Origin of the sequence: Streptomyces sp. NPDC002574 (genome assembly GCF_042889545.1) — a bacterium.
GTDB lineage: Bacteria > Actinomycetota > Actinomycetes > Streptomycetales > Streptomycetaceae > Actinacidiphila.
This window is the reverse complement of record NZ_JBIARB010000015.1, coordinates 125,620-149,770: the sequence shown is the minus strand read 5'-3', so window position 1 is coordinate 149,770 and position 24,151 is coordinate 125,620. Positions and strand designations below refer to the sequence as shown.

At 71.8% G+C, this 24,151-nt stretch carries 23 protein-coding genes; 12 read left to right on the top strand and 11 right to left on the bottom strand.

The annotated features are described in order from the left end of the window. Positions 1 to 54: 54 nt before the first annotated feature. From ACFYXS_RS32425 to ACFYXS_RS32400, 6 genes are all read right to left on the bottom strand, one after another. Entirely contained in the window at positions 55 to 762 is a 708-nt protein-coding gene (locus tag ACFYXS_RS32425) for a VanZ family protein (protein WP_389254656.1), read from the bottom strand. 139 nt (positions 763 to 901) lie between these two features. Further along, complete coding sequence (locus ACFYXS_RS32420) at positions 902 to 2,110, bottom strand: acyltransferase (RefSeq protein WP_389254654.1); 1,209 nt, start codon at positions 2,108 to 2,110, stop codon at positions 902 to 904. A 109-nt stretch (positions 2,111 to 2,219) separates the two neighbouring features. After that, positions 2,220 to 2,507 carry a DUF1905 domain-containing protein gene (locus ACFYXS_RS32415; protein ID WP_389254652.1) on the bottom strand — a complete coding sequence of 96 codons (288 nt, stop codon included), beginning with the start codon at positions 2,505 to 2,507 and terminating at the stop codon, positions 2,220 to 2,222. A gap of 90 nt (positions 2,508 to 2,597) precedes the next feature. Further along, positions 2,598 to 3,566, bottom strand: a complete 969-nt coding sequence (locus ACFYXS_RS32410; protein WP_389254650.1) for an esterase-like activity of phytase family protein — start codon at positions 3,564 to 3,566, stop codon at positions 2,598 to 2,600. A gap of 202 nt (positions 3,567 to 3,768) precedes the next feature. Continuing rightward, positions 3,769 to 4,857, bottom strand: coding sequence for a hypothetical protein (locus ACFYXS_RS32405; RefSeq protein WP_389254648.1), 1,089 nt, complete (start codon positions 4,855 to 4,857; stop codon positions 3,769 to 3,771). 34 nt (positions 4,858 to 4,891) lie between these two features. Then, positions 4,892 to 5,173, bottom strand: a complete 282-nt coding sequence (locus tag ACFYXS_RS32400; RefSeq protein WP_389254646.1) for a hypothetical protein — start codon at positions 5,171 to 5,173, stop codon at positions 4,892 to 4,894. Positions 5,174 to 5,406: 233 nt separating this feature from the next. On the opposite strand from ACFYXS_RS32400, the gene ACFYXS_RS32395 reads away from it, so the two are divergent. The 7 genes from ACFYXS_RS32395 to ACFYXS_RS32365 all read left to right on the top strand — a co-directional run bounded on the left by ACFYXS_RS32395 (position 5,407) and on the right by ACFYXS_RS32365 (position 14,472). Continuing rightward, positions 5,407 to 5,913, top strand: coding sequence for a hypothetical protein (locus tag ACFYXS_RS32395; RefSeq protein WP_389254644.1), 507 nt, complete (start codon positions 5,407 to 5,409; stop codon positions 5,911 to 5,913). Next, on the top strand, positions 5,883 to 7,304 hold the full coding sequence (locus ACFYXS_RS32390; RefSeq protein ID WP_389254642.1) for a hypothetical protein: 1,422 nt from the start codon (positions 5,883 to 5,885) through the stop codon (positions 7,302 to 7,304). The genes ACFYXS_RS32395 and ACFYXS_RS32390 overlap by 31 nt, the downstream gene beginning before the upstream one ends. Then, positions 7,301 to 8,767, top strand: a complete 1,467-nt coding sequence (locus ACFYXS_RS32385; protein WP_389254640.1) for a VWA domain-containing protein — start codon at positions 7,301 to 7,303, stop codon at positions 8,765 to 8,767. Before ACFYXS_RS32390 ends, ACFYXS_RS32385 begins: the two co-directional genes overlap by 4 nt. Before the next feature lie 18 nt (positions 8,768 to 8,785). Further along, positions 8,786 to 9,898 carry an AAA family ATPase gene (locus ACFYXS_RS32380; protein ID WP_389254638.1) on the top strand — a complete coding sequence of 371 codons (1,113 nt, stop codon included), beginning with the start codon at positions 8,786 to 8,788 and terminating at the stop codon, positions 9,896 to 9,898. Beyond that, positions 9,895 to 12,690 (top strand): hypothetical protein, encoded by a 2,796-nt coding sequence (locus ACFYXS_RS32375; RefSeq protein ID WP_389254636.1) that lies wholly within the window; start codon positions 9,895 to 9,897, stop codon positions 12,688 to 12,690. The genes ACFYXS_RS32380 and ACFYXS_RS32375 overlap by 4 nt, the downstream gene beginning before the upstream one ends. A gap of 133 nt (positions 12,691 to 12,823) precedes the next feature. Beyond that, the gene (locus tag ACFYXS_RS32370) at positions 12,824 to 13,930 is read left to right on the top strand and encodes a DNA alkylation repair protein (protein ID WP_389254634.1); all 1,107 of its coding nucleotides are present in this window, start codon (positions 12,824 to 12,826) and stop codon (positions 13,928 to 13,930) included. A 131-nt stretch (positions 13,931 to 14,061) separates the two neighbouring features. Continuing rightward, positions 14,062 to 14,472, top strand: a complete 411-nt coding sequence (locus tag ACFYXS_RS32365) for a DUF732 domain-containing protein (RefSeq protein WP_389254632.1) — start codon at positions 14,062 to 14,064, stop codon at positions 14,470 to 14,472. 9 nt (positions 14,473 to 14,481) lie between these two features. Here the strand turns inward: ACFYXS_RS32365 and ACFYXS_RS32360 are convergent, their stop codons facing one another. Genes ACFYXS_RS32360 through ACFYXS_RS32350 form a run of 3 tightly spaced genes read right to left on the bottom strand, consistent with a single transcriptional unit; the run spans position 14,482 to position 17,312 of the window. Next, entirely contained in the window at positions 14,482 to 15,195 is a 714-nt protein-coding gene (locus tag ACFYXS_RS32360) for an NADPH-dependent F420 reductase (RefSeq protein WP_389254629.1), read from the bottom strand. Positions 15,196 to 15,238: 43 nt separating this feature from the next. Further along, entirely contained in the window at positions 15,239 to 16,270 is a 1,032-nt protein-coding gene (locus ACFYXS_RS32355) for an LLM class flavin-dependent oxidoreductase (protein WP_389254627.1), read from the bottom strand. Next, entirely contained in the window at positions 16,263 to 17,312 is a 1,050-nt protein-coding gene (locus ACFYXS_RS32350; protein WP_389254625.1) for an LLM class flavin-dependent oxidoreductase, read from the bottom strand. Before ACFYXS_RS32350 ends, ACFYXS_RS32355 begins: the two co-directional genes overlap by 8 nt. A 106-nt stretch (positions 17,313 to 17,418) precedes the next feature. Here ACFYXS_RS32350 and ACFYXS_RS32345 point away from each other — a divergent pair, with 106 nt between their 5' ends. From ACFYXS_RS32345 to ACFYXS_RS32335, 3 genes are all read left to right on the top strand, one after another. Next, entirely contained in the window at positions 17,419 to 17,889 is a 471-nt protein-coding gene (locus ACFYXS_RS32345; RefSeq protein WP_389254623.1) for a MarR family winged helix-turn-helix transcriptional regulator, read from the top strand. A gap of 166 nt (positions 17,890 to 18,055) precedes the next feature. Next, the gene (locus tag ACFYXS_RS32340; RefSeq protein ID WP_389254771.1) at positions 18,056 to 19,219 is read left to right on the top strand and encodes a 4-hydroxybenzoate 3-monooxygenase; all 1,164 of its coding nucleotides are present in this window, start codon (positions 18,056 to 18,058) and stop codon (positions 19,217 to 19,219) included. Positions 19,220 to 19,294: 75 nt separating this feature from the next. Then, positions 19,295 to 21,019 carry a methyltransferase gene (locus ACFYXS_RS32335; protein WP_389254622.1) on the top strand — a complete coding sequence of 575 codons (1,725 nt, stop codon included), beginning with the start codon at positions 19,295 to 19,297 and terminating at the stop codon, positions 21,017 to 21,019. A gap of 106 nt (positions 21,020 to 21,125) precedes the next feature. Here the strand turns inward: ACFYXS_RS32335 and ACFYXS_RS32330 are convergent, their stop codons facing one another. Together ACFYXS_RS32330 and ACFYXS_RS32325 are read right to left on the bottom strand one after the other, a co-directional pair. Beyond that, positions 21,126 to 21,875, bottom strand: coding sequence for a hypothetical protein (locus ACFYXS_RS32330; protein WP_389254620.1), 750 nt, complete (start codon positions 21,873 to 21,875; stop codon positions 21,126 to 21,128). A gap of 253 nt (positions 21,876 to 22,128) precedes the next feature. Then, positions 22,129 to 22,509: a winged helix-turn-helix transcriptional regulator gene (locus ACFYXS_RS32325; RefSeq protein ID WP_389254617.1), complete on the bottom strand. Its 381-nt coding sequence runs from the start codon at positions 22,507 to 22,509 to the stop codon at positions 22,129 to 22,131. A gap of 162 nt (positions 22,510 to 22,671) precedes the next feature. Here ACFYXS_RS32325 and ACFYXS_RS32320 point away from each other — a divergent pair, with 162 nt between their 5' ends. After that, the gene (locus tag ACFYXS_RS32320) at positions 22,672 to 23,394 is read left to right on the top strand and encodes a DsbA family protein (protein WP_389254615.1); all 723 of its coding nucleotides are present in this window, start codon (positions 22,672 to 22,674) and stop codon (positions 23,392 to 23,394) included. 81 nt (positions 23,395 to 23,475) lie between these two features. Beyond that, a complete protein-coding gene (locus tag ACFYXS_RS32315; protein WP_389254613.1) occupies positions 23,476 to 24,147 on the top strand; it encodes an FMN-dependent NADH-azoreductase in 672 nt (223 codons plus the stop codon). Positions 24,148 to 24,151: the final 4 nt, after the last annotated feature.

Sequence of the window (24,151 nt, the reverse complement as noted above, 5' to 3'; positions counted from 1 at the left end):
GCAGCACGCGATATCGCCGACGTATGCGGGACGCGCGTGCCCCGGTCGAGCCGGTCAGCCGACCGGTTCCGGGACGGGGCGGGGCTGCCCGTCCGAGGGCGCTTCCGCCCTCGTGCGCCACCAGCGGCGCGACGCCAGGGCGGCCAGCACGGCGCCGGCGGCGTTGACCAGTACGTCGTCCACGGAGGACACCCGGTCCAGCCGCAGGACGTACTGCGCGGTCTCGACCAGCACCGAGCAGCCCGCCCCGAGCGCCAGGATGCGCGGCAGGGACGCCAGCGCCGTGAACCGCATCGGGGCGAAGAACCCCAGCGACGCGAAGACCAGCAGATTGCCGACGATCCCGCCCGCCCCCATCGTGACCAGGTCCCGCAACGGCACCAGGCTCACCCGCTCGGGCACGACGCCCGCGCCGCCGCCCGGCATCAGGGTCATCCAGAGGAACGGCACCGTCCCGTGGACCATGCCCACCTCGGCCAGCGACATCCGCCACGCCGAGGTGCCCCCGGCGGCCCGCCGCCAGGCCGCCAGAGCCCACACCACCAGCAGGGACAACGGCATCGTGGCCAACGTCATGAGCACCACACCGTTGAACGTGTCGAAGCAGCCGTGCCACCGCCCGGCCATGCACACCGGAGCCGACATCATGAGCGGCCGCCGTATGACGAACGCGCCGCCCGCCAGGACGAGGACCGCCAGTGCGAGGAGCACGATCCCGCGGATGCGGCGGGGCGGTGCCGACAAGGGTGTGTCATGGTTCATGGCGCCCATGGGACCCGGCGGGCGGTTGCGGTGCCGTATGCGGTTTTCGATACGCCCGCGATACACGGACACCCGGCCGAGGCGACCGTCCTCGTGGCGCTGTCAACGAGTGGCTGTGACCGGCGCGTTCGACAGGCCTTCAGGGTCGCATGCCGAACAGGAAGCGGGTCGCCCGCGTGCGGCGGACCAGCAGCTCGTACGCGGTGAGGGTGAGGATGAGGGCGATCACCACGAGCACGGCGTACTCAACGAGGATCGGCGCGGACCAGCCGATCACGAAGTATGCGACGGCGACCACGATCGGCTGGTGCAGGACGTACAGCGGCAGCACGGCCGCGGCGAGATAGCCGTAGAGGCGCTGACGCGTCGTCGGGGTCGGGTTCGGCGCCGCACGCGGTTGCTCCGCCCGCCGACGGTCCAGGAGGCCCGGGATGGCGACGACCAGGCACCATCCGGCCGCACCGAACAGTGCCCGTGAGGCGGTGGCCAGGGCGGTCATCTCGGTGAAGGGCTCGTCGGCCAGGGCAAAGCCGGGGCCGGCCGCCGCGAACAGCAGGGCGCCGAGCCAGGCCGCGGTCCCGGCGTCGCGCCGCATCACGGTGCGGAAGCGGTCGTCGGAGGCGAGCACGAAGCCGGCGACGAAGAACAGCAGGTACGACCAGCGGTGCCAGCCCGCGTAGTCCTCCTCCAGCCGTGCGAAGGCGCAGATCGCCGCGAAGGCGAGGGCCGGCAGGAACACGACGCCCCGCCGGTGCAGGGTCGCCTCCGCCACCCGGTCGCGGATGCGGCGGACGCGCTCGCGCGGCATCCACCGGTGGAACGGCACCAGCATGAGGGAGAACGCCAGGAGGAGCACGACGAACCAGAGATGGCCGGTCTCGAAGTGCTCGCCCTGGACGAGGAAGGGGAACTCCTTGAGCTCCAGGTGCACGTCGTAGAAGCGGGGCAGGAAGCCGAGGTAGGACTCGTGGTAGTCGGCGTCGGCCGAGCGCAGCCGCAGCCACTGCGGCAGCGGGTTCAGCGCGAGGGTCGCGAAGACCAGCGGAACGCCGAGCCGCAGCAGCCGCTCGCCGGCGAAGCCGCCCGCGCCGCGGCGCTGAAGCGAGTGCCAGGCGCCGAGGCCGGAGATGAGGAACAGCAAGGGCATAGCCCAGACGACCCCGAACCCGGCGATGATCATGATGGCTTCGGTGGTCTCGGCGTTCTTGACGTAGAAGTCGTCGTCGGTGGCGAATACGAGCGCCGAGTGGAAGAAGACCAGTCCGATCACGACCACCATCCGGATCGCGTCCAGCTCCGGCCGCCGCTGCGGTAGCGGTGCCTGCGCCGGTTCCGCGCGCGTCGCCATGTCTGTGCCCCCCGTCGCCTGTCTGCCACCAGTGTTGGAAAGACGGCCGCCGGGCGCCACCCCCGCAACGGACTCCGCTCACATCGCAGATCGGCTTTCGACGCGTGCCCTAGAGCCGGACGGTCATGCCCACGGTCACCTCGTCGCCTGCCACAAGGCCCTGCGGCTTGCGGACGGCGTTCTTGAGCGGCAGGAGGTAACCGCCGTCCCTGGGGAAGAGCGAGGTCGTGAAGGCGACCTCTCCGATGCGGGCCTCGACCGGGATCACCCCCCAGCCGTAGGAGGCCATCGCTGCCACCTCGCGGATCTGCGTGCACTCGTCGTCCGGTACGACGGCGAAGAAGTACGGTGACGGTCCGCGCCACTCGATCACACGGCCGGCGAAGACGAGTTCCACGACGTCAGTCCCGTTTCTGCAGACGGCCGGATCGCCTCAGGCTACTCCTGCCGCCCGTCCCGAGTGGCGGCACCGCGAAGCCCGTCGGCGCTAGAGCCCGGGCAGGCGGACGGTGAGTCCGTACAACCGGGTGATCTGGTTCGCGCTCTGGTTGTCGTCCGTCACCATGAGCAGCTTCAGACGGCCGTCCTGGATGCGGCCCGTGACGGTCATTCCCTCGATATTGCCCAGCAGCGGGTTGGCCTGCGGCTGCGGGTTGGTGGCGCCCAGCGAAGGGCAGTTCACCATGTCGACCAGCAAGGTCCTGCCCATGAGCCGGACGTCGTCCCGCCGCGTCAGGTTCTCGACGCCGCTCACGTCGCTCGCACCGCGGGGGTCGGCGAGACAGAGCCGGATGATGTTGCCGACGCTTCTGTCGAAGCCGCGTTCCACCACCAGGAGCCTGCCGTCGCCCGACGCGCTGATGTCCGATATCGCCAGACCCGCGTCGCACTCGTAGCCGTACTGCGCGGCGATCCGGAACTCCGCGTCGAGTCCGTCGCGCTCCCAGGTCTGGAAGCGCACCAGCCGGCGGTCGTCCCCCACCAGCGAACCCTCCATGGAGGCAACCAGCGTGAGACCGCCGGGCTGCAGCGCGAGACCTTCGAACGTCTCTTTGACCCTGGCGCGCCCTGCCGGAGCGACCTTGAGGCTGTCCTGCGCCGGCAGCATGCGGACGAACGTCCCCTGCCGCGTGCAGCGCCGGATGTCCGACCTCTCGGAAGCGACCAGGAGCGAGCCGTCGTGGTCGAAGACCAGCGCCTCGAAGTCCGCCTCCCGCCCGTGCTCGTCCATCAGCCTCATGACACCCACGGGTTCATACGTCGCGGCGTCCAGGGTGAAGAGCGTCGAGCGGTCCGAAAGCGCGGCGATGCGGCCCTCGGGGTCGAGGGCCAGGGCCGACAGATTGCCGACGAACACCCCCTGGAAGTACGTCTTGTCGAGGGCATCGGAGAACCAGTCGACCACCACCCGGCCCGAGGCGGCGTCCGACCCCGCGACATCGGCAACAGCGTCCACACTGAACCCTTCGTACAAGACCAACACCCACCCGCGGTAGATCTACCAGATCCGCCCCACGGGCCGGGCATCGGCCCTGGCACCGACCGGCCTCCCGACGCCGGATCAACTCCCGGACAAGGCACGCCCGATGACGTGGCGGGGCGGCCCCCGGGCCTCGGGGACACGTCGGATCGGGCGGCGTCGAAGACTCCCGCACCGCCTAACGCGCCATGAGGTCGTCCTCAACCGCGGGGGACAGACGGCCGAGCCACTGCTCGGTCTCGGACGGTTCGAGAATCCGGTCGAGTCGAAGGTTCGGTGTCATGCTCTCGAACACTCGACCCACGCTCAGGCCGAACGTGCCGTTCGGCGGATGCAGGACGAGGACACGGGTGCCGTCGAGAGGTTCGATGTCGGCGGGGGCGCCCTGCGGGCCGACGTAGTTGCCCTTGCCGTCGAAGAGCCGGAAGGCACGGATGGCAGCGTCGTCGAATCCGAGGCGGGGGTCGCCGTCGGTCGCCGCGCCGACCCAGGACCGGGCGGGGCGCTGCCCGGCGACCCATCCCTGTGCGGGATCCCCGATGAGCCGGTCCGCGAGGAGGATGTGCAACTGGCCGTTGTCCCCGACGCCGGTCATCGTGAGGGCATATCCCCGGCGGGTGCGGGGGTCCACAACGATCAAGGGCTCGTCATCGAGGACGGCGGCCAGGGCGCCGACCCAGCCGGCACGTTGGGACCGGTCGGCGACCGCGGCGGCGTACTCGCGCAACTCGGCTTTGACGTCCTCGGGCACGGCGGCGCGAAAGTCCGTGTGAGCCATGACGGTGATCAGGGCTTTGAGCCAGTCCTCCATGTCGGACCAGGACATGGCGATCCGTGTCAGGGTCTCCTTGTCGATGCCCCGGCGCCATCGGCTGAGCCTGGTCAATGTCCGCACCAGCTCCGCCGTGCCGGCGCTGACCGGTTCGGGCAGCGGCCGTGCGGGGGAGGTTGCCTTCTCCCAGAATTCCGGCACAACCGCGTTGAGCATCATGGCTTCCGCGGCGCGTGCCGGAAGGACGTCGACGAGGGCCATGGGAGACGCGCCCCACTCGACGCAAGCGCCTGCCAGGACCGCGGTCTTGGCGAAGTCGCCGCTCAGCCCCGGCAGCAAGGGCGCGAGTGCCTCCACAGCGGCGGTCAGGCTCTCGGGGCCACCCGCGCGAGCGGTCTCCGCGAGCTGCCGCAGCGCGGTTCGATATGCGGGTGCGGAGCCGGACTCCATCTGCGTGACGAGTTCGTCGACCAGGCGTGGTATCGCTGAAGGCACAGGCGCACGCTAGCAGCGGTGAGGCGGGTTCCGTTCAGCGCCGGGTGCGACCTGCCGGCCGTCCGTCGCGCGGGAGGGGCAGCCGCCAGCCGTACTGCAGGGCGAGGGCGATGCAGCGGGCGTCACGCCGGTTGTGTCCGGTGGACTGCCGTATGTGGTCGACGGCGTCGCTCCAGCGGCGGGCGTGGATCAGGCTGCGGGCGGTGTCCTGGACGGGGGAGGGGACCGGCAGCCGCAGCGCCCGCACGATGTCCGGGTGCCACCCCTGTCTGCGTGCCGTCCATGCGTGCCAGATCGCTGCGATCGACCAGGTCATGGCGGTCCCCCGGGTGGTCTCATCGATGGATCAGGTGTGGTGATCATACGGAGATCGTGTGATGGACCTGGGGGCGGGTCGCCGTAGCGCGGAACAGGGGCGGCGCCGGCCGGTCCGCTCGCGCCCCGCCACGGCCGAACCCGCTCGAGCGGCGTTGTCAGTGATCGGAAGTATGTTCAGTCGCGTCCCGCCGGTGTGGCGTGGATTCCCCCTCGGTGCACAGGAGATGGGCGTTGTCGGATCGGGAGAGGTCGAGCACGGCACGGGTGACGGCACCCGCGCGGCCGCGCAAGCTCGCCAAGGTGCCGTTCGTCGAGCTGGCCGACGGGCGCTTGCAGGGCGTGGTGTCCAGCGGCTCGGACGTCGAGCGGGTGTACGTCTCGTCGGTCACCGCCGGCACCTACGCGTACGCCTGCAGCACCAACAACAACCGGCCCTGCGGCGGCGCGCGGGGAGGCTTCTGCAATCACATCCGGGCCCTGATCGGCGAGGCGGTCCTGCAGTACGGCGCCGACCGCGTCGGCCGCTACCTGCGGGTCGACGCGACGGCGGGGGAGGAACCGAGCGCGCAGACGATCACCGACGTCATGAGCGGCACCCGTCCGGCCCAGGGAGACACCCAGGCGGCCGCGCTCGTCTTCAGCCGGTTCCTGCGGCATCTGGCCTACCTGGAACTCGCCCCCACCACCGCGCCGTTGCCGGAGATGCAGTGGTTCCCGCCGACCAGGGCGGTGGCGTGATGCGTGCCGACCTGCTCCGCGAGAGCATCGCCGGGCTCGAAGAGGCCCTGGCGGCCGTCGACGCCTTCGACGAGGTCCTCGTCGCCGGTCTGCTCCGTCCCCAGCCCGCCCAGGCCGCAGGTCTGACGGAACTCGCCCACGCCGTCGCGGGAACACCGCTGGCCGCACGGGTCGCCGAGGCGGCCGAGAAGGCGGCAGGCGGAGTCGCGGGCGACGACCACTTCGTCGCTCTCGCCGCCGCACGCACCGCGCTGCTCGGCTCCGTCCACGACGCGCTGACGGCCCGTGTCGCGGAGGCGACCGGGCGGTCCAGCGGCGAGGAACCGGTTCCGGCAGCGAACGAGGGGCAGCAGGCGGCGAACCTGCTCGCCGCCGCCCGTTCCTGGCTCTGCGACCTGGCACGCTCGGGGTGGCAGGGCATGGACCACGACGTGGTCTCCGGGTCGGCGCAGGTGGTCTCCGCGATGCTCCCGGACCCGGCCCTGCGCCGCCTCGCGACGCTGCTCGACGGGTTCTCCGCCGAACTCGCCGCCTCCTGCCCGGGCGCGGCCGTGGACCGCTTCCCGGTGCGCCGATGGGCCGACCTCTGGTCGCGCGCGATCCTGCTGACCGTGCCCGGCGCGGCCGACGCCCCCGCGACCGGCACGGTCACCGGCCGTCTCCTGCCGCTCGGCGTCGACCTGCACGAGCACGACACCGCCGTACAGGCCCAGGTCCACGCGGTGTTCGAGCCGGCGGACGGAACCGCCGCCCGCCTGGTGCGGGCGAGCGTGTCGGTGCCGAAGCCCGACACGGTCGTCGGAGCCGGTATCTGGCAACTGCTCCGTGCCCACATGTCACTCCTCGCCGCCGTCGGCGAAGGCCGCTCGATGGAGCTGCACGCCATGCCGGTGACGGCCGAGGGCGACCTGCTCTGGAACGACGAGAACGCGAACGCCGGTGAGCCCGCCGACGCCTTCGCCACCGCCCGGGTCGCCCTGCCCACCGCCACCGACACGGTGACCGCACCCCTGGACCGCCACCCGGCGCGCATCGCCGTACCCGTCTTCCTGGAGGGGTACGCCGCCGGCAAGGACGACGACACGGTGATGTTCACCGTCGCGGGACAGCCTCTCGCCGTCGACACCGACCGCATTCCGACCGCCGGACCCCTCACCCCCGAGGCCGTCGCCGCGTCGGGCGCGTGCATCGGGCTGCTCCGCTGGGACGCCGGGACGTATCGCGTACAGCCCCTCGCCGTGGAGACGACCGTCCGGAACAAGGCGGTCGCGCTCCACGCCGGAGGGTGGGCCGGAGGCACGACCGACAAGGCGGGCGCCAAGGCGGAGAAGGCCGCCACCGACGCCGTGGCCGTACTGCGGGAACGCGCCGGAAGGCTGCTGCGGAAATGACGGAGCACACCACCGAACGATCCACCTCGGACGACACCGTGCGGCGCCTCGACGCGGCCGCCCAGGACAACCGCCGCCAGGTCCTGTACTGGCGGCTCCTGGCCCGCCTCTTCGACCCGGAGGAGCAGGTCGCGCTGGAATCGGCGAGCCTCGCCGTCGTCGAGGACATCGGGCTGCCGTCCGCGCTCCTGGACCCGCAGGCCTCCGTCGACGCGGTCGTGCAGCGTCACCCGGAACTGGCCGCGGAGTTCGACGGCCTGATGGTCCCTGAGCCAGACGCCGACGCCGACGCCGGTGCACGCGACCGTGCCGCCGAGGTACGGCGCGCGGCGCTGGTGTCCAAGGTGCTGCTCAACGTCTTCGCCACCGGCTCCGGCACGGTCACGGCCGGACAGCTGGCGCGCTGGCAGGCCGACGCCGGCTGGCTGGAGCGGGCGCTCGGCTGCCCTCCCGGCGAGCTGCGCGGCGGCCGGGCCGGCGCGGCCGCCAAGGGACCGGCCGGAGCACCCGGGGCAGGCGCGACCGGGACCGGCGCCGCGGGCGCGATGCCCGATCTCAGCCGGCTGATCCCGGCGATCGGCCCGGAACTCGGCGCGATCGAGGCCGACCTCGTCAAGCGAATGCAGCTGCGCGAGGTGCTGGCCGACCCCAGGCTCGCCGCCCAGCTCACCCCGAGCATGTCGCTCATCGAGCAGTTGCTGCGGGACAAGAACAACCTGTCCGGTGTGGCCCTGGCCAACGCCAAGGCCCTGATCCGCCGCTTCGTCGACGAGGTCGCGGAAGTGCTGCGCACGCAGGTGGCGAAGGCCACCGTCGGCGCCGTCGACCGCTCGGTGCCGCCCAAGAGGGTGTTCCGCAACCTCGACCTCGACCGCACGATCTGGAAGAACCTCACCAACTGGAGCCCGGAGGAAGAGCGGCTGTACGTCGACCGCCTCTACTACCGGCACACGGCCAGGAAGACCACGCCGCAGCGGCTGATCGTCGTGGTGGACCAGTCCGGCTCGATGGTCGACTCCATGGTCAACTGCACGATTCTGGCATCGATCTTCGCCGGGCTGCCCAAGGTGGACGTCCACCTGATCGCGTACGACACCCGCGCCCTCGACCTCACCCCGTGGGTCGGCGACCCGTTCGAGGTGCTGCTGCGCACCAGCCTCGGGGGCGGCAACGACGGCCCGGTCGCGATGGCGATGGCCCTGCCGAAGATCACCGAGCCGCGGAACACCGTGATGGTGTGGATCTCGGACTTCTACGAGTTCGACCGCTCCCAGCCGTTGTTCGAGGGCATCGAGGCGGTCCACCGCGCCGGGGTGAGGTTCATCCCGGTCGGGTCGGTCACCAGCTCCGGGCGCCAGGAGGTCAACCCGTGGTTCCGGGAGCGCTTCAAGGCCCTCGGTACGCCGGTGGTCTCCGGCCACATCCGCAAGCTCGTCCACGAACTGAAGACGTTCCTCGCCTAGAACCTGGAAAGGCCCCTCATGTCCGACCTGTTGCGCGCCCCCGCCGAGACCGAGTACGCCGAGGAGCTGGACTGGCTGGAGTCCGTCGACGACGGCCCCAAGCCGTTCTCGTGGCGCCTGTCGCCCAAGATGGTCCGTCTGTTCGTCCTGGGCTCCGAGCGTTCCGACGGCCTGGACCGGGAGATCCCGCAGAAGTGGTTCGGCGACCGCAGCTTCGTCGAGCGCTCCATCGTCACGCTCGCCTCCGACCGCGGCCTGCTGCTCATCGGCGACCCCGGCACCGGCAAGAGCTGGCTGGCCGAACTGCTGTCCGCCGCGATCTGCCGGAACTCCACCCAGGTCGTCCAGGGGACCGCCGGCACCACCGAGGACCACATCAAGTACGCCTGGAACGTGTCCATGGTCATCGCCAAGGGCCAGTCGCGGGAGTCGATGATCCCCTCACCGATCATGACGGCGATGGAGACCGGATCGATCGGCCGGTTCGAGGAACTCACCCGGTCCACCAGCGACGTCCAGGACGCGCTGATCTCGATTCTCTCCGAGAAGTACATCTCGGTTCCCGAACTGGACAGCGACGGCATCGTCTTCGCCAAGCCCGGCTTCTCGGTCATCGCCACCGCCAACAGCCGTGACCGGGGCGTCAACGACCTGTCGTCGGCACTCAAACGCCGCTTCAACTTCGTCCGCATCCCCATGGTGACGAACAAGAAGAGCGAGGCGGAGATCGTCCGCTTCCGCACCGAGGAACTGCTGCGCCGCCACCGGATCGAGCTGGACGTGCCGCCGACGCTGCTCGACGTGCTGCTGCAGAGCTTCGCCGACCTGCGGGCCTCGGCGGCCGCGGCCGGCAGCGACGACGAGAAGCTGGAGTCCGCGCTGTCCACCGCGGAGCAGATCGGCGTGCTCGAGGACTCGATCCTGCACAGCAACTTCTTCGGCGAGCGCGCCCTGACCGCCCACACCCTCGCGTCGTCGCTCGTCGGGTCCCTCGCCCGGCGCGCGCCCGAGGACCTGGCCATCCTCAACAAGTACCTGCACGGCGTCGTCGAGCCGCGCAGCAAGGAAGAGGGCGGTTCCTGGCCGGAGTTCCTGGAGGGCGGCCGCGACGCGATCGCCACCCTGTCATGACCGGCACGCACGAGGGCACCTTCGAAGCGCTGCGCACCCAGCTGCAGGAGGCCGCCGCGACCTTCGCCGACGGGCCCGACACCCTGGAGGGCATCCTCCTGGGCATCGTCGACGACGTCGACCGCGCGGTGCGCGAGCCGCTGGAGATCTTCCCCGTCTGCCACCACTCGCCCGCCTCGGCGGTCGCGATGGCGCGCCGCCTGCGGGAGAAGCAGCCGAAGGTCGTCTACCTGGAGCTGTGCGAGGACATGGCGCCGCTGCTGACCGAACTGCGCAACTGCAGGCTCCCGGTGGCGGTCCAGGCGTTCGCCACCGAGGTCGACGGCTTCCCGGCCGACTGGGCCCCGCTGTCGGTGGTCGCGCCGATCACCGAGGCCTCGGCCGAGTACCAGGCCATCGCCTACGCCCTGGACACCCCGGGGGTGGAGCTGGTGCTCGTCGACCGCTCCTCCGACCACGTCTTCCAATGGGACGCATCGGCGGAGCACTCCGACGCGCCCGGCGATCCGGACGCGCCGCCCGCCGAGGAGGAGGCCGCGCTGCACGGCGACGCGGTCGGTGTGGAGATCGGCGACCTGCGGCCGCGCTTCGCCGAACTGGAGGAACACCTGCTGCGCCACGGCCGGGTCCGGCACTGGTCGGAGTGGTGGCACCAGTACGTCGAACTGCCGCTCGGCGACAGTGACCACGACACCTATCGGCAGGTCATGCTCCTGATAGGGAGCCTCTTCCGGCGTCTGGCGCCCGGCGACCCCCGGCGGGTGCGCGTGGACGAGGACCGGGAACGCCACATGTGGACCAGGATGCGCGAGCACCTGGCCGCGACCGGCACCGATCCCGCGGAGTGCCTCTACGTCTGCGGTGCCTTCCATGCGGCCAGTCGTGTCGCGGAGTTCGGCGTCCATGGCACCGAGACCTTCCAGATCGGCCCGCGCAGTGCCACCAAGTGGCTGCACGGCCTGATCCCGTCCAGCCACGCGGCGATCGAGGCGCAGTTCGGCCTCGCCGCCGGCTCGGTGTCGATCGCCGCGACGGTCTGGGCGAAGAACCTCAAGCGGACGCATGTGAAGCCCTACCGGCTGACCGGGCAGGCGGGCACCAGCGCGGCGCCGGTCAAGAAGGCCGCGAACGCTCCGGTGGCGGAGGTCCCGCCCATGGACCAGCTGACCGGCTTCCTCCAGCGACCGCCGGTCCTGGACCGGCTGGACGAGGCCGAACTGCTCGGCTGGTCCGTGGACATCGTCCGCGCCGCGCGCCGCAACGGCTACCTCGCCTCCACCGCCGACGCCATCGCCGTGTTCGAGACGTCGATCCTGCTGGCCGGGATGCGTGACCGGGCCAGGCCCACGCCGTACGACTTCCAGGACGCGGCCGTCACCTGCATCGAGAAGGACTCCGTGCCCGGCCGGCGGGACGTGCGCCGGCTCGTGGAGATCATGATGGGGGGCGACCGGATCGGCCAGGTCGGCTACGACGCGCTGCCACCTCTGGCCCGCGACGTGCACGACCGCCTCGCACCCCTGAACCTGAGGCTCCAGCAGCGCGGTGTGCAGCGGGCGCTGCTCGACATCGCCGGCCGGCCGGAACTGGCGCGGTGCTCCGATGTGCTGTGGATGCTGCGCCACCTCATGCCGCCGGGCACCGCACGGCCGATCATGGGCGAGCGCAAGCTCGGCGAGCGGCCGATCCAGGAGTCCTGGGACCTGGCCCTGGGCACCCACCAGCGCGCGCTCATCGAGCTCGGCTACGAGGGCGTCAGCATCGAGCAGGTCCTGGAGCAGCGCCTGCGCCGCTCCGCGTACGGCCCGCAGGCCACCGCCGCGACCGTCCTGGAGGCCGTCGAGGACGCGACGCTGTACCTGCGCAGCCGCCGTATCGCCGACGAACTGGGCCACCACGCGCTCGACGTGCTGTCGTCAGAACGCGGCGTCGACGGCGCGCCCGAGGTGCTGCGCCGGGTACGACGCCTGCTCTCGTACTACCGCACCAGCGAACCCGTGCTGCCCCCGTGGATCGAGTCCTTCACCAAGACCGGATACGCCCACTACTGCACCCTGCTGCCCACGGCGTTCACCGACGACGACGCCACGGTCGGCCAGGTGGCGGCGATGCTGGGCTTCCTGTTCGGCATGGAGGGCCTGGCGCTGTCGCTGGGCTGCGACCGGACCCAACTCGAGCTGGCGGTCGCCCAGTCGCATCCGCGGGATCCGTCGAAGACGGCCCTGCTGTGGGCGGCCCGGGTACAGCTGGGGGACCTCTCCCGCGCGGACCTGCGGGCGCGGTGCGACGAACTGCTGGGCAACCCCTTGGTGGTGCCCGCCTACCCGCGCTACCTCAGCGGCTTCCTCCACAGTCTGGAGCCCGTTCCCGGGCTCGCCGGCTTCGTCGTGGAGGCGGTGTCGAACGCGTTCGCACGGCTGCCGGACCCGGTGCTGCTGCCCTGGCTGCCCGTGCTGATCGCCCACCTGCGATCGAGTGGCGCCGAGGCGGCCCCGCTGCTGATCCGCGAGGCCGGACGCACCTTCCCCGGCCGGCTCGAAGCGCTGGACGCGTGGGTGCCGCCGTGGCGCGCGCGGCCCGAGCCGGAGCCCGCGCACCGGGCGCTGCCCGCGGGCGGCACCCGCGCGGGCACGCTGCTCGCCGCCCACCCGGCCACGTGCGACGCGGTGGCGGACCTCCTGGGCTGCGAGGGGACGTGGCTGACGGCGGATCCCGGCTCGTCCGGCGCGGTGCTGGTCGCGCGCCACCCCGAAACGGCCGCGGCGCTGGGGGCGCTGCTGGGTGGCGCATGAACGCGGCGGGACAAGGGCCCGCGGCGAGTGACTGCTATGATCGAAGTCGCCCGGCCGTCCCTTCGGCCGCGCGACGCCCACCCGCCTCCCGCCCGCGCGTACGGGGCCGGGAGAGACCGAAAGGACCGCGTCGGTGCCCCTCGCGGAAGAACTGCTGGGTCCTGCCGCCGCGGCCGGACTCGGTGCCTGCCTGGACAGGGCCAACGGGCCCCGGGGCGCGGACGCGGTGCGCGCCGCCGCGGCGCGACTCGACGGACTGGCGCTGCGGGAACGCAGTGACCTGCTGCGCGACGCGCTGCTGGTGGACCTGCCCGACGGTTACCCACCCGTGGAGGCGGTCGTCCGCACCGCGCTCCGGGACCCGGAATTCACCGGCTGGATGATCTGGCCCGTCACGGAAGCCGTCGTCTCCCGCGCTCTGGAGGCCGCGGAGCCCGACGCCTTCGAGTCCGCCCTGGCACTGCTCGCCGACCTCACTCCGCGGCTGACGGCCGAATTCGCGATCCGGCGTGTACTCGTCGCGGACCTCGACCGCGCTCTCGCGGTCGTGGAGCCGTGGGTGCGCCACCCGGACGAGCACGTCCGGCGTCTCGCCACGGAAGGGACCCGTCCCAGGCTGCCCTGGGCGATCCGCGTCCCGGAGATCCTCGCCCGCCCCCAGGCGACGCTGCGCATCCTGGACGCCCTCTACCGCGACCCTTCCGAGTACGTCCGGCGCTCGGTCGCGAACCACGTCAACGACATCAGCCACGCCGACCCCGACCTCGCCGTCGACGTGGTCACCCGCTGGGCGGCCGCCCCTGACGACCACACCCCCCGCTTGGTCCGGCACGCCCTGCGCACCGCGGTCAAGAAGGGCCACCCGGGCGCCTTGGCCCTGCTGGGATTCGAACCCGCCGCCGATGTCGCCCTCACCGGCCTCGAACTGGCCGCGGGGCGCGTGACGGTCGGTGAAGAGCTGACCTTCACCTTCCACTTGGAGAACACGGGCGACACCCCGGCCAAGTTGGCGATCGACTACGTCATCCACTACCAGAAGGCCAACGGTCGTACGGCCCCCAAGGTGTTCAAGCTGACGACCAGGACCCTGGAGGCGGGGGAGCGGCTGTCCATCAGCCGTCGGCACTCCTTCAAACGGATCAGCACGCGTGTCCTCCATCCCGGAAGTCACCTGCTGGAACTGCAGATCAACGGTGTGGCGCAGGGGAAGGCCGGGTTCGATCTGGTGGCCCCCGTGTGAGGACGGGGCCGCGGGGGACGCCCCGCATGCCGTGATCACGTCGCCGGCCCGTGTCCTCCATTCGGTTGAGCGGCCCGGCCACGTCGCCTGGTGCGCCGACATCGAGGGCGGCGATCGGTGAGTGTGGGGCGATGAGAATCCTCCGCCTCGCCGCCGCGGTCACCACGTTGATCACCGTCTGCGCGTGCGCCGCGAGTACCACGCGTACCGAGCCGACAACGTCGGGGACCACGGTTTCCGAGGACGTGCTGGCGGACGCGGTGGCCGACGGTGACGTCCCTTCGTACCTCGGCCCCGCGCATCGCGACGCCTATCTCCGGGCCATCGGCGACATCGATCCCGCGCTGGACGCGGGAGGCATGGACCCGGCCGTCTGGGCGGGCCGGGACATCTGCGTACTCCTCGCGGCCGATGTCGCCCACGACGCCGTGATCGCCAGGACCGCCGACCGTTTCAGCAACTCGGGCCACCAGGTGGCCACGACGGAGGCACGGCGGATCGTCCGCGCGGCGGAGAAGTTCATCTGCCCCGACCTGCACTGACCGGCAGCGCTACCCGACCGGGTCCGCGGTGGAAGCCCCGGTCCTGGCCCGGGCGACGGCACGGCCGCGCTCGGTCTCCGGGAAGCGGGCGAGCATGGCCGTCAGTTCCTCGCTGTCGACGTTGGCGCCGAACGGCTCGGTCCCCGGTTCGAGGCGGACTCCGTGGGCGAGCGGGCCGGCGACGACGGGGTCGAAGCCGAGCGCGTCGACGAGGCCGGCGACCTCGGCCAGGTCGTCGGGGCCGTCGCCCGCGAGGGCGATCGCCTTGCGCCCGGGTGCTCCGGCGGGCCGTGCCCCGTCCTCCAGGTCGTGGTACCCCATGTGGTTGAACGCCTTCACCACGCGCGACGCAGGCAGGAACGCCTGGACGGTCTCGCTCGACGAGGTGCGGGGGTCGGTCAGGTCCTCGCGCATGCCGTCGACCTCCCACCAGTAGTTCATCGCGTCGATCACGAGCTTGCCCCGCAGCGCCTCGGCCGGAATGCTGCGGTACTTGCCCAGCGGCAGCGCCAGGATCGTGACGTCGGAACGGGCCGCGGCCTCCGCGGCGGTGACCGCGACGGCGCCCGGGGTGAGGACCTCCACCGTCAGCCCGATGGCCGACGGGTCGCCCGAGCCCGCGATCAGCACCCGGTGACCGGCGGCCAGGGCCAGCCGGCCCAGTACGGTCCCGACCTTCCCCGCGCCCAGGATGCCGATCGTGCGCACGCCCTCGGTGTTCATGTCGTTGCTCCGTTCTGTGCGCCCTCTACGGGGCCTTCGGGCGTCAGCTCGCGAGGATGTCGCGGACCATGGGGATCACCTTCGTGCCGTAGAGTTCCACGGCACGCATACGGGCGCCGGCCGGCTGGGGGCCCACGGTGTAGATGAGGTCGAACCGGCCGACCCCGAGGTCGCCGACGGCCGCGGCGATCTTGCGGGCCACGGTCTCGGGCGACCCGACGTACATGGAGCCGTGCTCGACCTCGGCGTCGAACTCCTCGCGGCGGACCGGGGGCCAGCCGCGCAGCTTGCCGATCCGGTCGCGCATCACCTTGTAGGCGGGCCAGAACCCCTCGCGTGCCTCTTCGTCGGTGTCCGCGACGAAGCCGGGGGAGTGCATTCCCACCGGATGGGCGGTCGTGCCGAACTGCTCCGCCGCGCGCCGGTACAGGTCGATGTAGGGCGCGAAGCGCGTGGGGGCGCCGCCGATGATGGCGAGCATGAGCGGGAAGCCGTAGCGCGCGGTGCGGACGACCGACTGGGGCGAGCCGCCCACGCCGACCCAGGTGTTCAGCCGGCCGGACTCGGTCTTGGGGAAGACGTCCGCGTCCTTCAGCGGCGCCCGTGTCGTGCCGCTCCAGGTCACGGGCTTCTCGTCGAGGAGCTTCGCGAAGAGCTCGATCTTCTCCTCGAACAGCACGTCGTAGTCGCTGAGGTCGTACCCGAACAGCGGGAAGGACTCGGTGAAGGACCCGCGGCCGAGGATCACCTCGGCACGGCCGTTGGAGAGCGCGTCCACCGTCGCGAAGCGCTGGAAGACGCGGACGGGGTCGTCGGAGCTGAGGACGGTCACGCCGGAGGCGAGCTTGATCCGTTCGGTGCGGGTGGCGATGCCGGCGAGCACCGTTTCCGGGGTCGACACCGAGTACTCGGGGCGGTGGTGCTCGCCGAGCGCGATGGCGTCGACGCCGATCTGGTCGGCCACGACCGCCTCGTCGAGGACCTGCCGGATGGCCGCGGCGTGGGAGACGGGGGCACCGGTGTCGTCCACCGGCACGTCGCCGAACGTGTCGAGGCCGAAGACGAGGTCAGACATCAGCGGTTTCCTTCGTGAGCAGTTCGCGTACCAGCGGGGCCACTTCGCGGCCCAGGAGCTCGATCGTGCGGGCGCGGGCCCGGCGGGGCAGGTGGAGGATGTCGTACTTCAGGTCGAAGCGGCTCAGGTGGAGGTCGCGGGCCGTCCGGGCGATCTTGCGGGCCACGGTCCCGGGTGAGCCGACGTACAGCGCGCCGTCGCGGATCTCCGCCTCGTAGCGCTCCCGTGTGGGCTTGTAGAACCCGCGCTCCTCGGCGAGTGCGGTCACGACCGGCTCCCAGTACCGCCACCAGGTGTCGGCCGCCTCCTCGTCGGTGTCCGCGACCAGGCCCAGCGAGTGCTGGCCGATGGGCAGGACGGGGTGTCCGTACTGCGTCAGGGCCCGCTGGTACAGGTCCACGTGGCCGGCGAAGCGCTGCGGACGGCCCCCGATGACGGCCAGCATCAGCGGCAGGCCGTACCGGGCCGCGCGGATCGTGGAGTTGGGGCTGCCGCCCACACCGATCCAGGTGGGGATGCCGCCGCTCGGCATCCGGGGCAGCAGGCGCTGGTCGACCAGCGGTGACCGGACGGTGCCGGACCAGGTCACCGCCTCCTCCCGCTGAAGGCGCATGAACAGGTCGAGGTTCTCGTCGAAGAGCCGGTCGTAGTCGGCGACGTCGTGGCCGAACAGGGCGAAGGACTCGGTGACCGACGCCCGCCCGAGGACCAGTTGGGCCCGGCCGTCCGAGACGGCGTCCAGGGTGGAGAACGCGTGGTAGAGCCGTACGGGGTCGTTGGTGCTGAGCACGGTCACCGAGGTGCCGAGCCTGATGCGCTCGGTGGCCGTGGCCATCGCGGACAGCAGTACGGGGGTGGCGGTGTCGACGTGTCCCGGGCGGTAGTGCTCGCCGATGCTGAAGACGTCGAGTCCCGCCGCCTCGGCCAGGCGGGCCTCCTCGACGAGCAGCCGGACGGTTTCGGCGTCGCTGAGCACGCGACCGCCGTCCGTCGCGACCTCCCCGAACGAGTTCAGACCCAGTTCGAAGGCAGTGGCCGTCATGGTCCTCTCCTCCCCGCCCCCGGAACGGTTGCGCGCCCGGCGGCCCAGTCATTGACGCGTCAAGCATGCATCGATATGATTGACATGTCAAACAGAGGGGTCGGTCATGGAACGGCGGCACGGGCGGTTGCCCACCACTGAGGAACTGCGGGTCTGGCGCGACTTCGTGGAGACGACCGAGCGGCTCCGCTCGGAGCTGGCGTCACGTCTCCAGGGCGATTCCGGGCTGTCCACCGGGGACTACTCGGTGCTCCTGGCGCTGCAGGAGGCGGAGGGGCACCGGCTGCGCTCCTCGGAACTCGCGGCGGCCGTCGGCTGGGAACGCAGCCGGCTGTCGCACCACCTCGGACGCATGGAACGCCGCGGGCTGATCCGGCGCGTGGAGTGCGTCACCGACAACCGGGGTGCGGAGGTGCTGCTCACCGACGAGGGCGCCCAGGGCTTCCGGCGGGCCACGCTGCCGCACCTCAAGGCGGTCCGCGAACTGTTCGTCGATCCCCTCACGGCGGAGCAGCTGGCCGTCGCGGGCGAGATCGCCGCGGCCCTGCGTGCCCGGCTGGACCCCGACGCCTCCTGAGCCGGGCGGTGCGGGCCCGGGCGTGCCGGCCGGAGCTGTGATCATTTTGCCGTTCGGGCCGCGCATTCAGGTGATTTCGGTGCAACCACAGATTTTCGGTTACCTAGTATCTGGTTCCGTGACAGACGGTATGAGCCGGCGGCGACCGGTGGACCACACGACCGATGTGGTCGTCCTCGGGGCCGGGCCGGCCGGGCTCGTGCTCGGCAACATCCTCCTGGACCGGGGGATCGACTGCGTCGTCCTGGAACGGGCCGAGCGCGCGCATGTGCAGACGCGCGCCCGCGCCGGCTTCCTCGCCGCCAACACCGTGCGGATCCTGCGACAGCACGGTCTCGCCGAGGGGCTGCACCGGCGCGGACAGCTCCACAGCACCTGCGAGTTCCGTACCGAGGACGGCCGTTTCCGGCTGGACTACAGCGGGCTCGGGCAGGGGGAGCGGCACACCGTCTACCCCCAACAGGATCTGGTGACCGACCTGTTGACCCGATTCCTGGAACGCGGCGGACAGATCCGATTCGACACCGAGGCCGTGGCCGTGCACGGCGCCGACAGCGGGCGGCCCGAGGTGGACGTACGCGACGCCGACGGGCGGCCCGGCCGGTGGCGGGGGCGGTACGTGGCCGGCTGCGACGGGCGCCACGGCGCGGCCCGGCGCTCCCTGCCGGCCGGGGCGGTCCGCCACCACCGCGATCACGGCGTGACGTGGCTGGGCCTGCTCGCCGAGGCGCCGCCGAGTCTGGACGCCGTCGGGTACGCGGTGCACGAGCGCGGGTTCGCCGGGCACATGGCCCGCACCAGCGAGATCACCCGCTACTACCTGCAGTGCGAGCGCGGCGCCCCGGTCGGCGCCTGGTCCGAGGAACGGATCTGGGACGAGCTGGAACTGCGGATGCGGGCACGGGAGTACGGCCCCTTGCGCCGCGGCCGCCTCGTGCAGCGTGCCGTCGTCGACCTGGAGTCCGACGTGCTCGAACCGCTGCGCCACGGCGCGCTGTTCCTCGCCGGCGACGCCGCGGGCCTGATCAGCCCGTCCGCCGCGAAGGGCGCCAATCTCGCGGTCCTCGAAGCCGAGATCCTGGCCCGCGCCCTCATCGACGACCTCACCGTCGGGGACCCCGAGGGCCTCAACGCCTACTCGGCGCGGTGCCTGACGCACATCTGGCGTGCGCAGGAGTTCTCGCACTGGATGATCGGGCTGCTGCACGGCCCGTCCGGCGCGGACGGCGAGTCGCTGTTCCACAACTCCCTGCGCCGCGCGCGCCTCACCTCGCTGCGCACCTCCCGCAGCCAGCAGGACTGGTTCGCCGAGCACTACGTCGGCGTCTGACCCGTCCTCCCGAGCTCCGCATCCGCGTACATCCGTATGCGTACATCCGAACCCCGGAATGAGGATCCCCCCGCAATGATCACGGCATTGTCGGGCGATACGTCCCGCCTGCGCGCGACGGTCGACTTCGTCAAGGAACAGGACACCGCCAGGCTGCTCCCGCTCCTGCTCCCCGGGCTCGACGGCCCGGAGCTGCGGACCCTGGTGGAGCGCTGCGACTTCTCGCACGCGGCGCTGCTGGTCTTCCCGCCCGACGAGGCGGCGCTGGAGACAGCGCTCGCCGACTGCGGGCTGCACGCGGACGAGCCGCCCCGGCCGAGCGTCGTGGTGCGCGAACGTCTGGCCGCGCGGCACCACCGGTCGGTGGCGGAACTCGACGTCGCCGTGCTGCGCCCCGCGGTCCCCTGCCGGGACGGGGCGCGGCGCGTGGTCGAGGTGTTCGCGCTGACCGTGCCGCCCGGCTCGGACCTCGACACGATCGCCGCGCACGAGCGGGAGCGGCAGCACGAGGCACATGTCGCCTTCGAGGTCGAGGCGCCGGACCCGTTGGTGCTGCGCGGCCTGTGCGCCGCCTTCGGACGGTACGGCGCCACCCCCGACGGCGGCGGCTACAACCCGCACGAGAACGGCACGGTGTTCTACTTCACCGCTCCCGCGGACGCCAAGGCCGATTACCGGCGCGTGGAGCTGTACGTCCCCGGCGACCACCGCGACGTCCTCGCCGCCCACCTCGACGAGCACCGCAGGCGGCAGCCCCCGGAGGCCCTGCTGCGCCTGCTGACCGGGGCCTGGACGACACAGGCCCTGGCAGCGTTCGCCCGGCTCGAGGTGGCCGACGCGATGGACGAGGAGCGGAGCACCGGTGTCGCCGAACTGGCGTGTGACGTCGGTGCCTTCGCCCCGAACCTGGCCACCCTGCTGCGCTACCTCGCCATGCTCGGCGTGGTGCGCGAGGACCACGGCGGTTTCCGGCTCACGGACACGGGCCGACTGCTGCGCGCCGACGCCGAAGGGTCGATGCGGCCGCTGGCGCTGATGTACGGGGGACCGTTCTACGAGTCCTTCGCCGGGCTCGGGCACACCGTGCGCACCGGGGAGGTCGCCTTCGAGCAGCGCTTCGGGGAGAACCACTTCGACCATTTCGCCCGCGATCCCGAACTCGCCGAGCTCTTCGACCGGTCGATGGCCGCCGGTTCACGCATGTTCGACCCGCTGCCCGCCCACCCGGTCCTGGCCGCGGCGGCCGAAGGGGCCACCGTGGTCGACATCGCGGGCGGCAACGGGGAACTGCTCGGCCGCATCCTTTCCGCGCACCCCCGCCTGCGCGGCCTCCTGCTGGAGCGCCCGCACACCGTCGAGACCGCCCGCCGGCTCCTCGGCGGGGCCGGCCACGCGGCGCGGTGCGCCTTCCTGGCGGGCGACTTCGCGGACGTGCCCGCGGGCGGCGACGTCTACGTCCTGTCCCGGGTCCTGCACGACTGGGACGACGACCGCTGCCGCGAGATCCTGCGCCACTGCGCCCGCGCGATGCCGGACACCGCCGATCTGCTCGTCGTCGAGCGCGTCCTGCCCTCCGACGGCTCGGCCTCGCTGGCCACGGCCTGGGACCTGCACATGATGTGCAACGTCGGCGGCCGCGAACGGCGCTCCGACCACTACGCCCGGCTGTTCGCCGACGCGGGCCTGACCCTGGTGGGCCGGACACCGCTGCCCCTGGACGGCAGTGTGCTGCACGTCCGCAGGACCGCTCCGGAGCCGGCGTCGCACGGCACGCCCGTGTCAGGACCCGGGCGGGAGTGACGGCTGCCCGGCGGCCTGCGCCGGGTCGGTCGCGGCGGGGCGGGCAACCGCCCCGCTCCCGCGGCGGTTGACCAACCGGACGGAGCCGACCGACACCGGCCGGGAGTCAGCGCGGAGGGCGCCGGCCGGTGAGTCGCTGCCACCGGTCCCGGGCGTTCTCGAGCCTCGTGAGCGCCTCGTCCAGGGACCTGTCGCGGCTCTGGCGAGCGGTCACCGCGCTGAGATGCCGCCGGGCCCGGTCGGCGGGCCGGGTGTCGGCCCGGGCCTCCTTGAGCTCGTCCTCGGCCCTTTTGACCGCCGCGGCGCGTTCGGTGAGAAGCCGGTTCTCCTTGGCGACCTGGTTCTCGATGCGCACGCTGAACCGGCGCACGCTGTCCTCGCTGTGCTCGCCGGTCGCGTAGGACTCCCAGTGCACACCGTCCGGACGTCGGAGGTAGATGTGGTTGCCCATCGGGCTGTGCTCGAACTGCACCTGCGCACCGCCCAGCGGCAGCACCTTGGTCCCCGGCCCGGATATCACCACCACGTGCTCGTGCAGGGACAGGTGACCCATCGCCGAGAGCAAGGCGCCGTTGCCCGACCGGCGCAGCCCCTTCAGCCGTCGTTCGGCGGTACTGATCCGGCTCCGGTAGGCCTGTTCGGCCCGTGCCACCCGGCCCTCCGCGACGGCCAGTTCCCGCCGGGCCCTGCTCCGCACCTGCCGAACGGCCCGCCGTTCGCGGTCCAGGCCGCTCCTGTCGATGCCGTGACTGCCGGAGAACGCGTAGCTCCAGCCCCCGGGATAGCGGTGGAGCCGCCACGCCATGCCCGCGAGGAGGAGGACCGAGACGGTCAGGATCAAAGAAACGATGCCCACATGCCCACCCCTCCCAGTGACTGCCGCCCGGTGCCGATGAGCACGGGCGACGGAACCAGCCGAAGGTGCCGATGCTGACGAATATCTGTAGATATGCCCGGTCAGGTTGGCGCGGAATCGTGAGAGTTGTGTGATATCGCGTCGTGAGTCAACGCATGTGCCTCAGGGGACCGTCCATGACGGCCGATCGGTATCCCAAACCCCGATCCACCGGCCTGTCGAGGTGTCGGCCGGCCGTCTCGCAGGTCGCCGGCTACGCGTTCCGTGCGTCGTAGTCGCCCTGGTGGCGCCGGATCTCCGCGTGCCTGTCGGCGGACCAGGCCGCCAGTTCCAGCACGGTGGACAGCAGTGACGTGCCGAGCCCGGTCAGGGAGTACTCGACGCGGGGCGGGACTTCGGCGTAGGCCGTGCGATCGACGAGTCCGCTGCGCTGGAGCTGCTTGAGCGTGAGGGTGAGCATCCGCTGGGAGATGCCGGGGATGGCGTGCGCGAGGTCGGAGTAGCGCACGGGTCCGTCGGACAGCGTCCCGACGATCAGCACGCTCCACTTGTCGCCGACCAGGTCGAGCACCTCGCGGATGAAGTCGGCGTCCTCGTCGTCCCAGCGCGCGCAGGGACCCGGGACGCGTCGCACGTTCGCCCGTACATTCGTGCGCCCCTGCCGGAGCTCGCCGCCGGCGCCCACGTCAGCCGCCTCCCTCGTGTTCCACGCACATCAATGTGCCTTTTGTATTGCTTGTCATCCTAATCCACAGTGGGGCTACGAACAGATAGTGAGTTTCGGGAGGAGCCCACCATGAAGATCGAGTTCTGGTCGGACATCGTCTGCCCGTACTGCGGCCTGATGGACAACCGGCTGCGGCTGGCGGCGGAGCGGTTCGAGCACGCCGACGAGGTCCAGGTCGTGCACCGCTCGTTCCAGGTCCACCCCGACCTGCCCCGCGAGGGCGTCTCCCAGCGGCAACTGCTCCGGACGCACCGCATCCCCGCACCGGACGCGCAGCGGATGTTCGCGTCGATCGAGGGCGCCGCCCACGCGGAGGGGCTGGACCCCTTCCACGCGCTGGACCGGACGCTGGGCCCGACCGACTACGCCCACGAGCTGCTCGCCCTCGCCACCGACAAGGGCCGCGGCGGCGAGGTGTGGACGGCGATGTTCCGTGCCCACTTCGGGGCGCGGCGCGAACTGTGGACCAAGGAGCAGGTGCTCGACTTCGCCGCCGGGGCCGGCCTGGACCGCGAGGAGGCCGCTCGGGCGCTGGACCAACGGCGCTACCGGGCCCGGGTCGCCGCCGACCAGCGGGAAGCCGAGCGCCTGGGAGCCCGCGGCGCGCCCTTCATGGTCATCGACGGACGGTACGCCGTCCCCGGCGCCGTCGGCACCGACGCGCTGCTGTCGGCCATGGCCCAGGCATGGGAGGCAGCCCGCCCCGTGCCGCGGCCGCTGCAGGTACCCGGCGCGGCCGACGGGGTCTGCGGCCCGGAGGGCTGCGCCGTGCCCCCGCCCCCCGTGCCCTGACGCCACGATCCACCCCTGCCCGCTCGCCGGCGCCCGGCGAGCGGGTCACCACCCACCCATCGACAGGAAAGAGCCACCACCGTGTCCTACCTGCTGCGCATCGACGCCTCCGCCTCCGGCGACGCCTCCATATCCCGCCAGGTCGCCGACTCCTTCACTACTGGCTGGGGCGGGGACATCGTCCGCCGCGACCTCGCGCTCGACCCCGTCGGCCACCTGGACACGGCCGGCATCACGGCCCGCACGATCCCCGCCGACGACCACACCCCTGCGCAGAAGGCCGCCGCAGTCCTCCAGGACGAGCTGGTCGAGGAATTCCTCGGCGCGCAGGCGTACCTCTTCGCGGTGCCGCTCTACAACTACTCGATGCCGTCGGTCTTCAAGGCCTGGCTGGACCAGATCATGATCGTCGGCAGGACCATCGGCGTCGCCGGCGGCGCCCCGAGCGCTGGCCGCCCCGCCGTCGTCGTCTCCGCCAGGGGAGGCGGCTATGGCCCCGGTGCGCCCCAGCACGGCAAGGACTTCCTGGTCCCCGCGTTGCGGACGATTCTCGGCGACGCGAACCTCATGTCCCTGGACGTCCGCCCGATCACGCCCGAACTGACCTATGCCCCCGCCATGGAGCCGCTTCGGCACCTGCTCCCTGCGCACCGTGCCTGCCTGGAGGAGGCGCACGCACAGGCCCGCCGTCAGGCGGCGGAGATCACCGCCGTCGTGGCCGCCGGACGACCGAAGCTCCCCGGTACCCGATGACCGT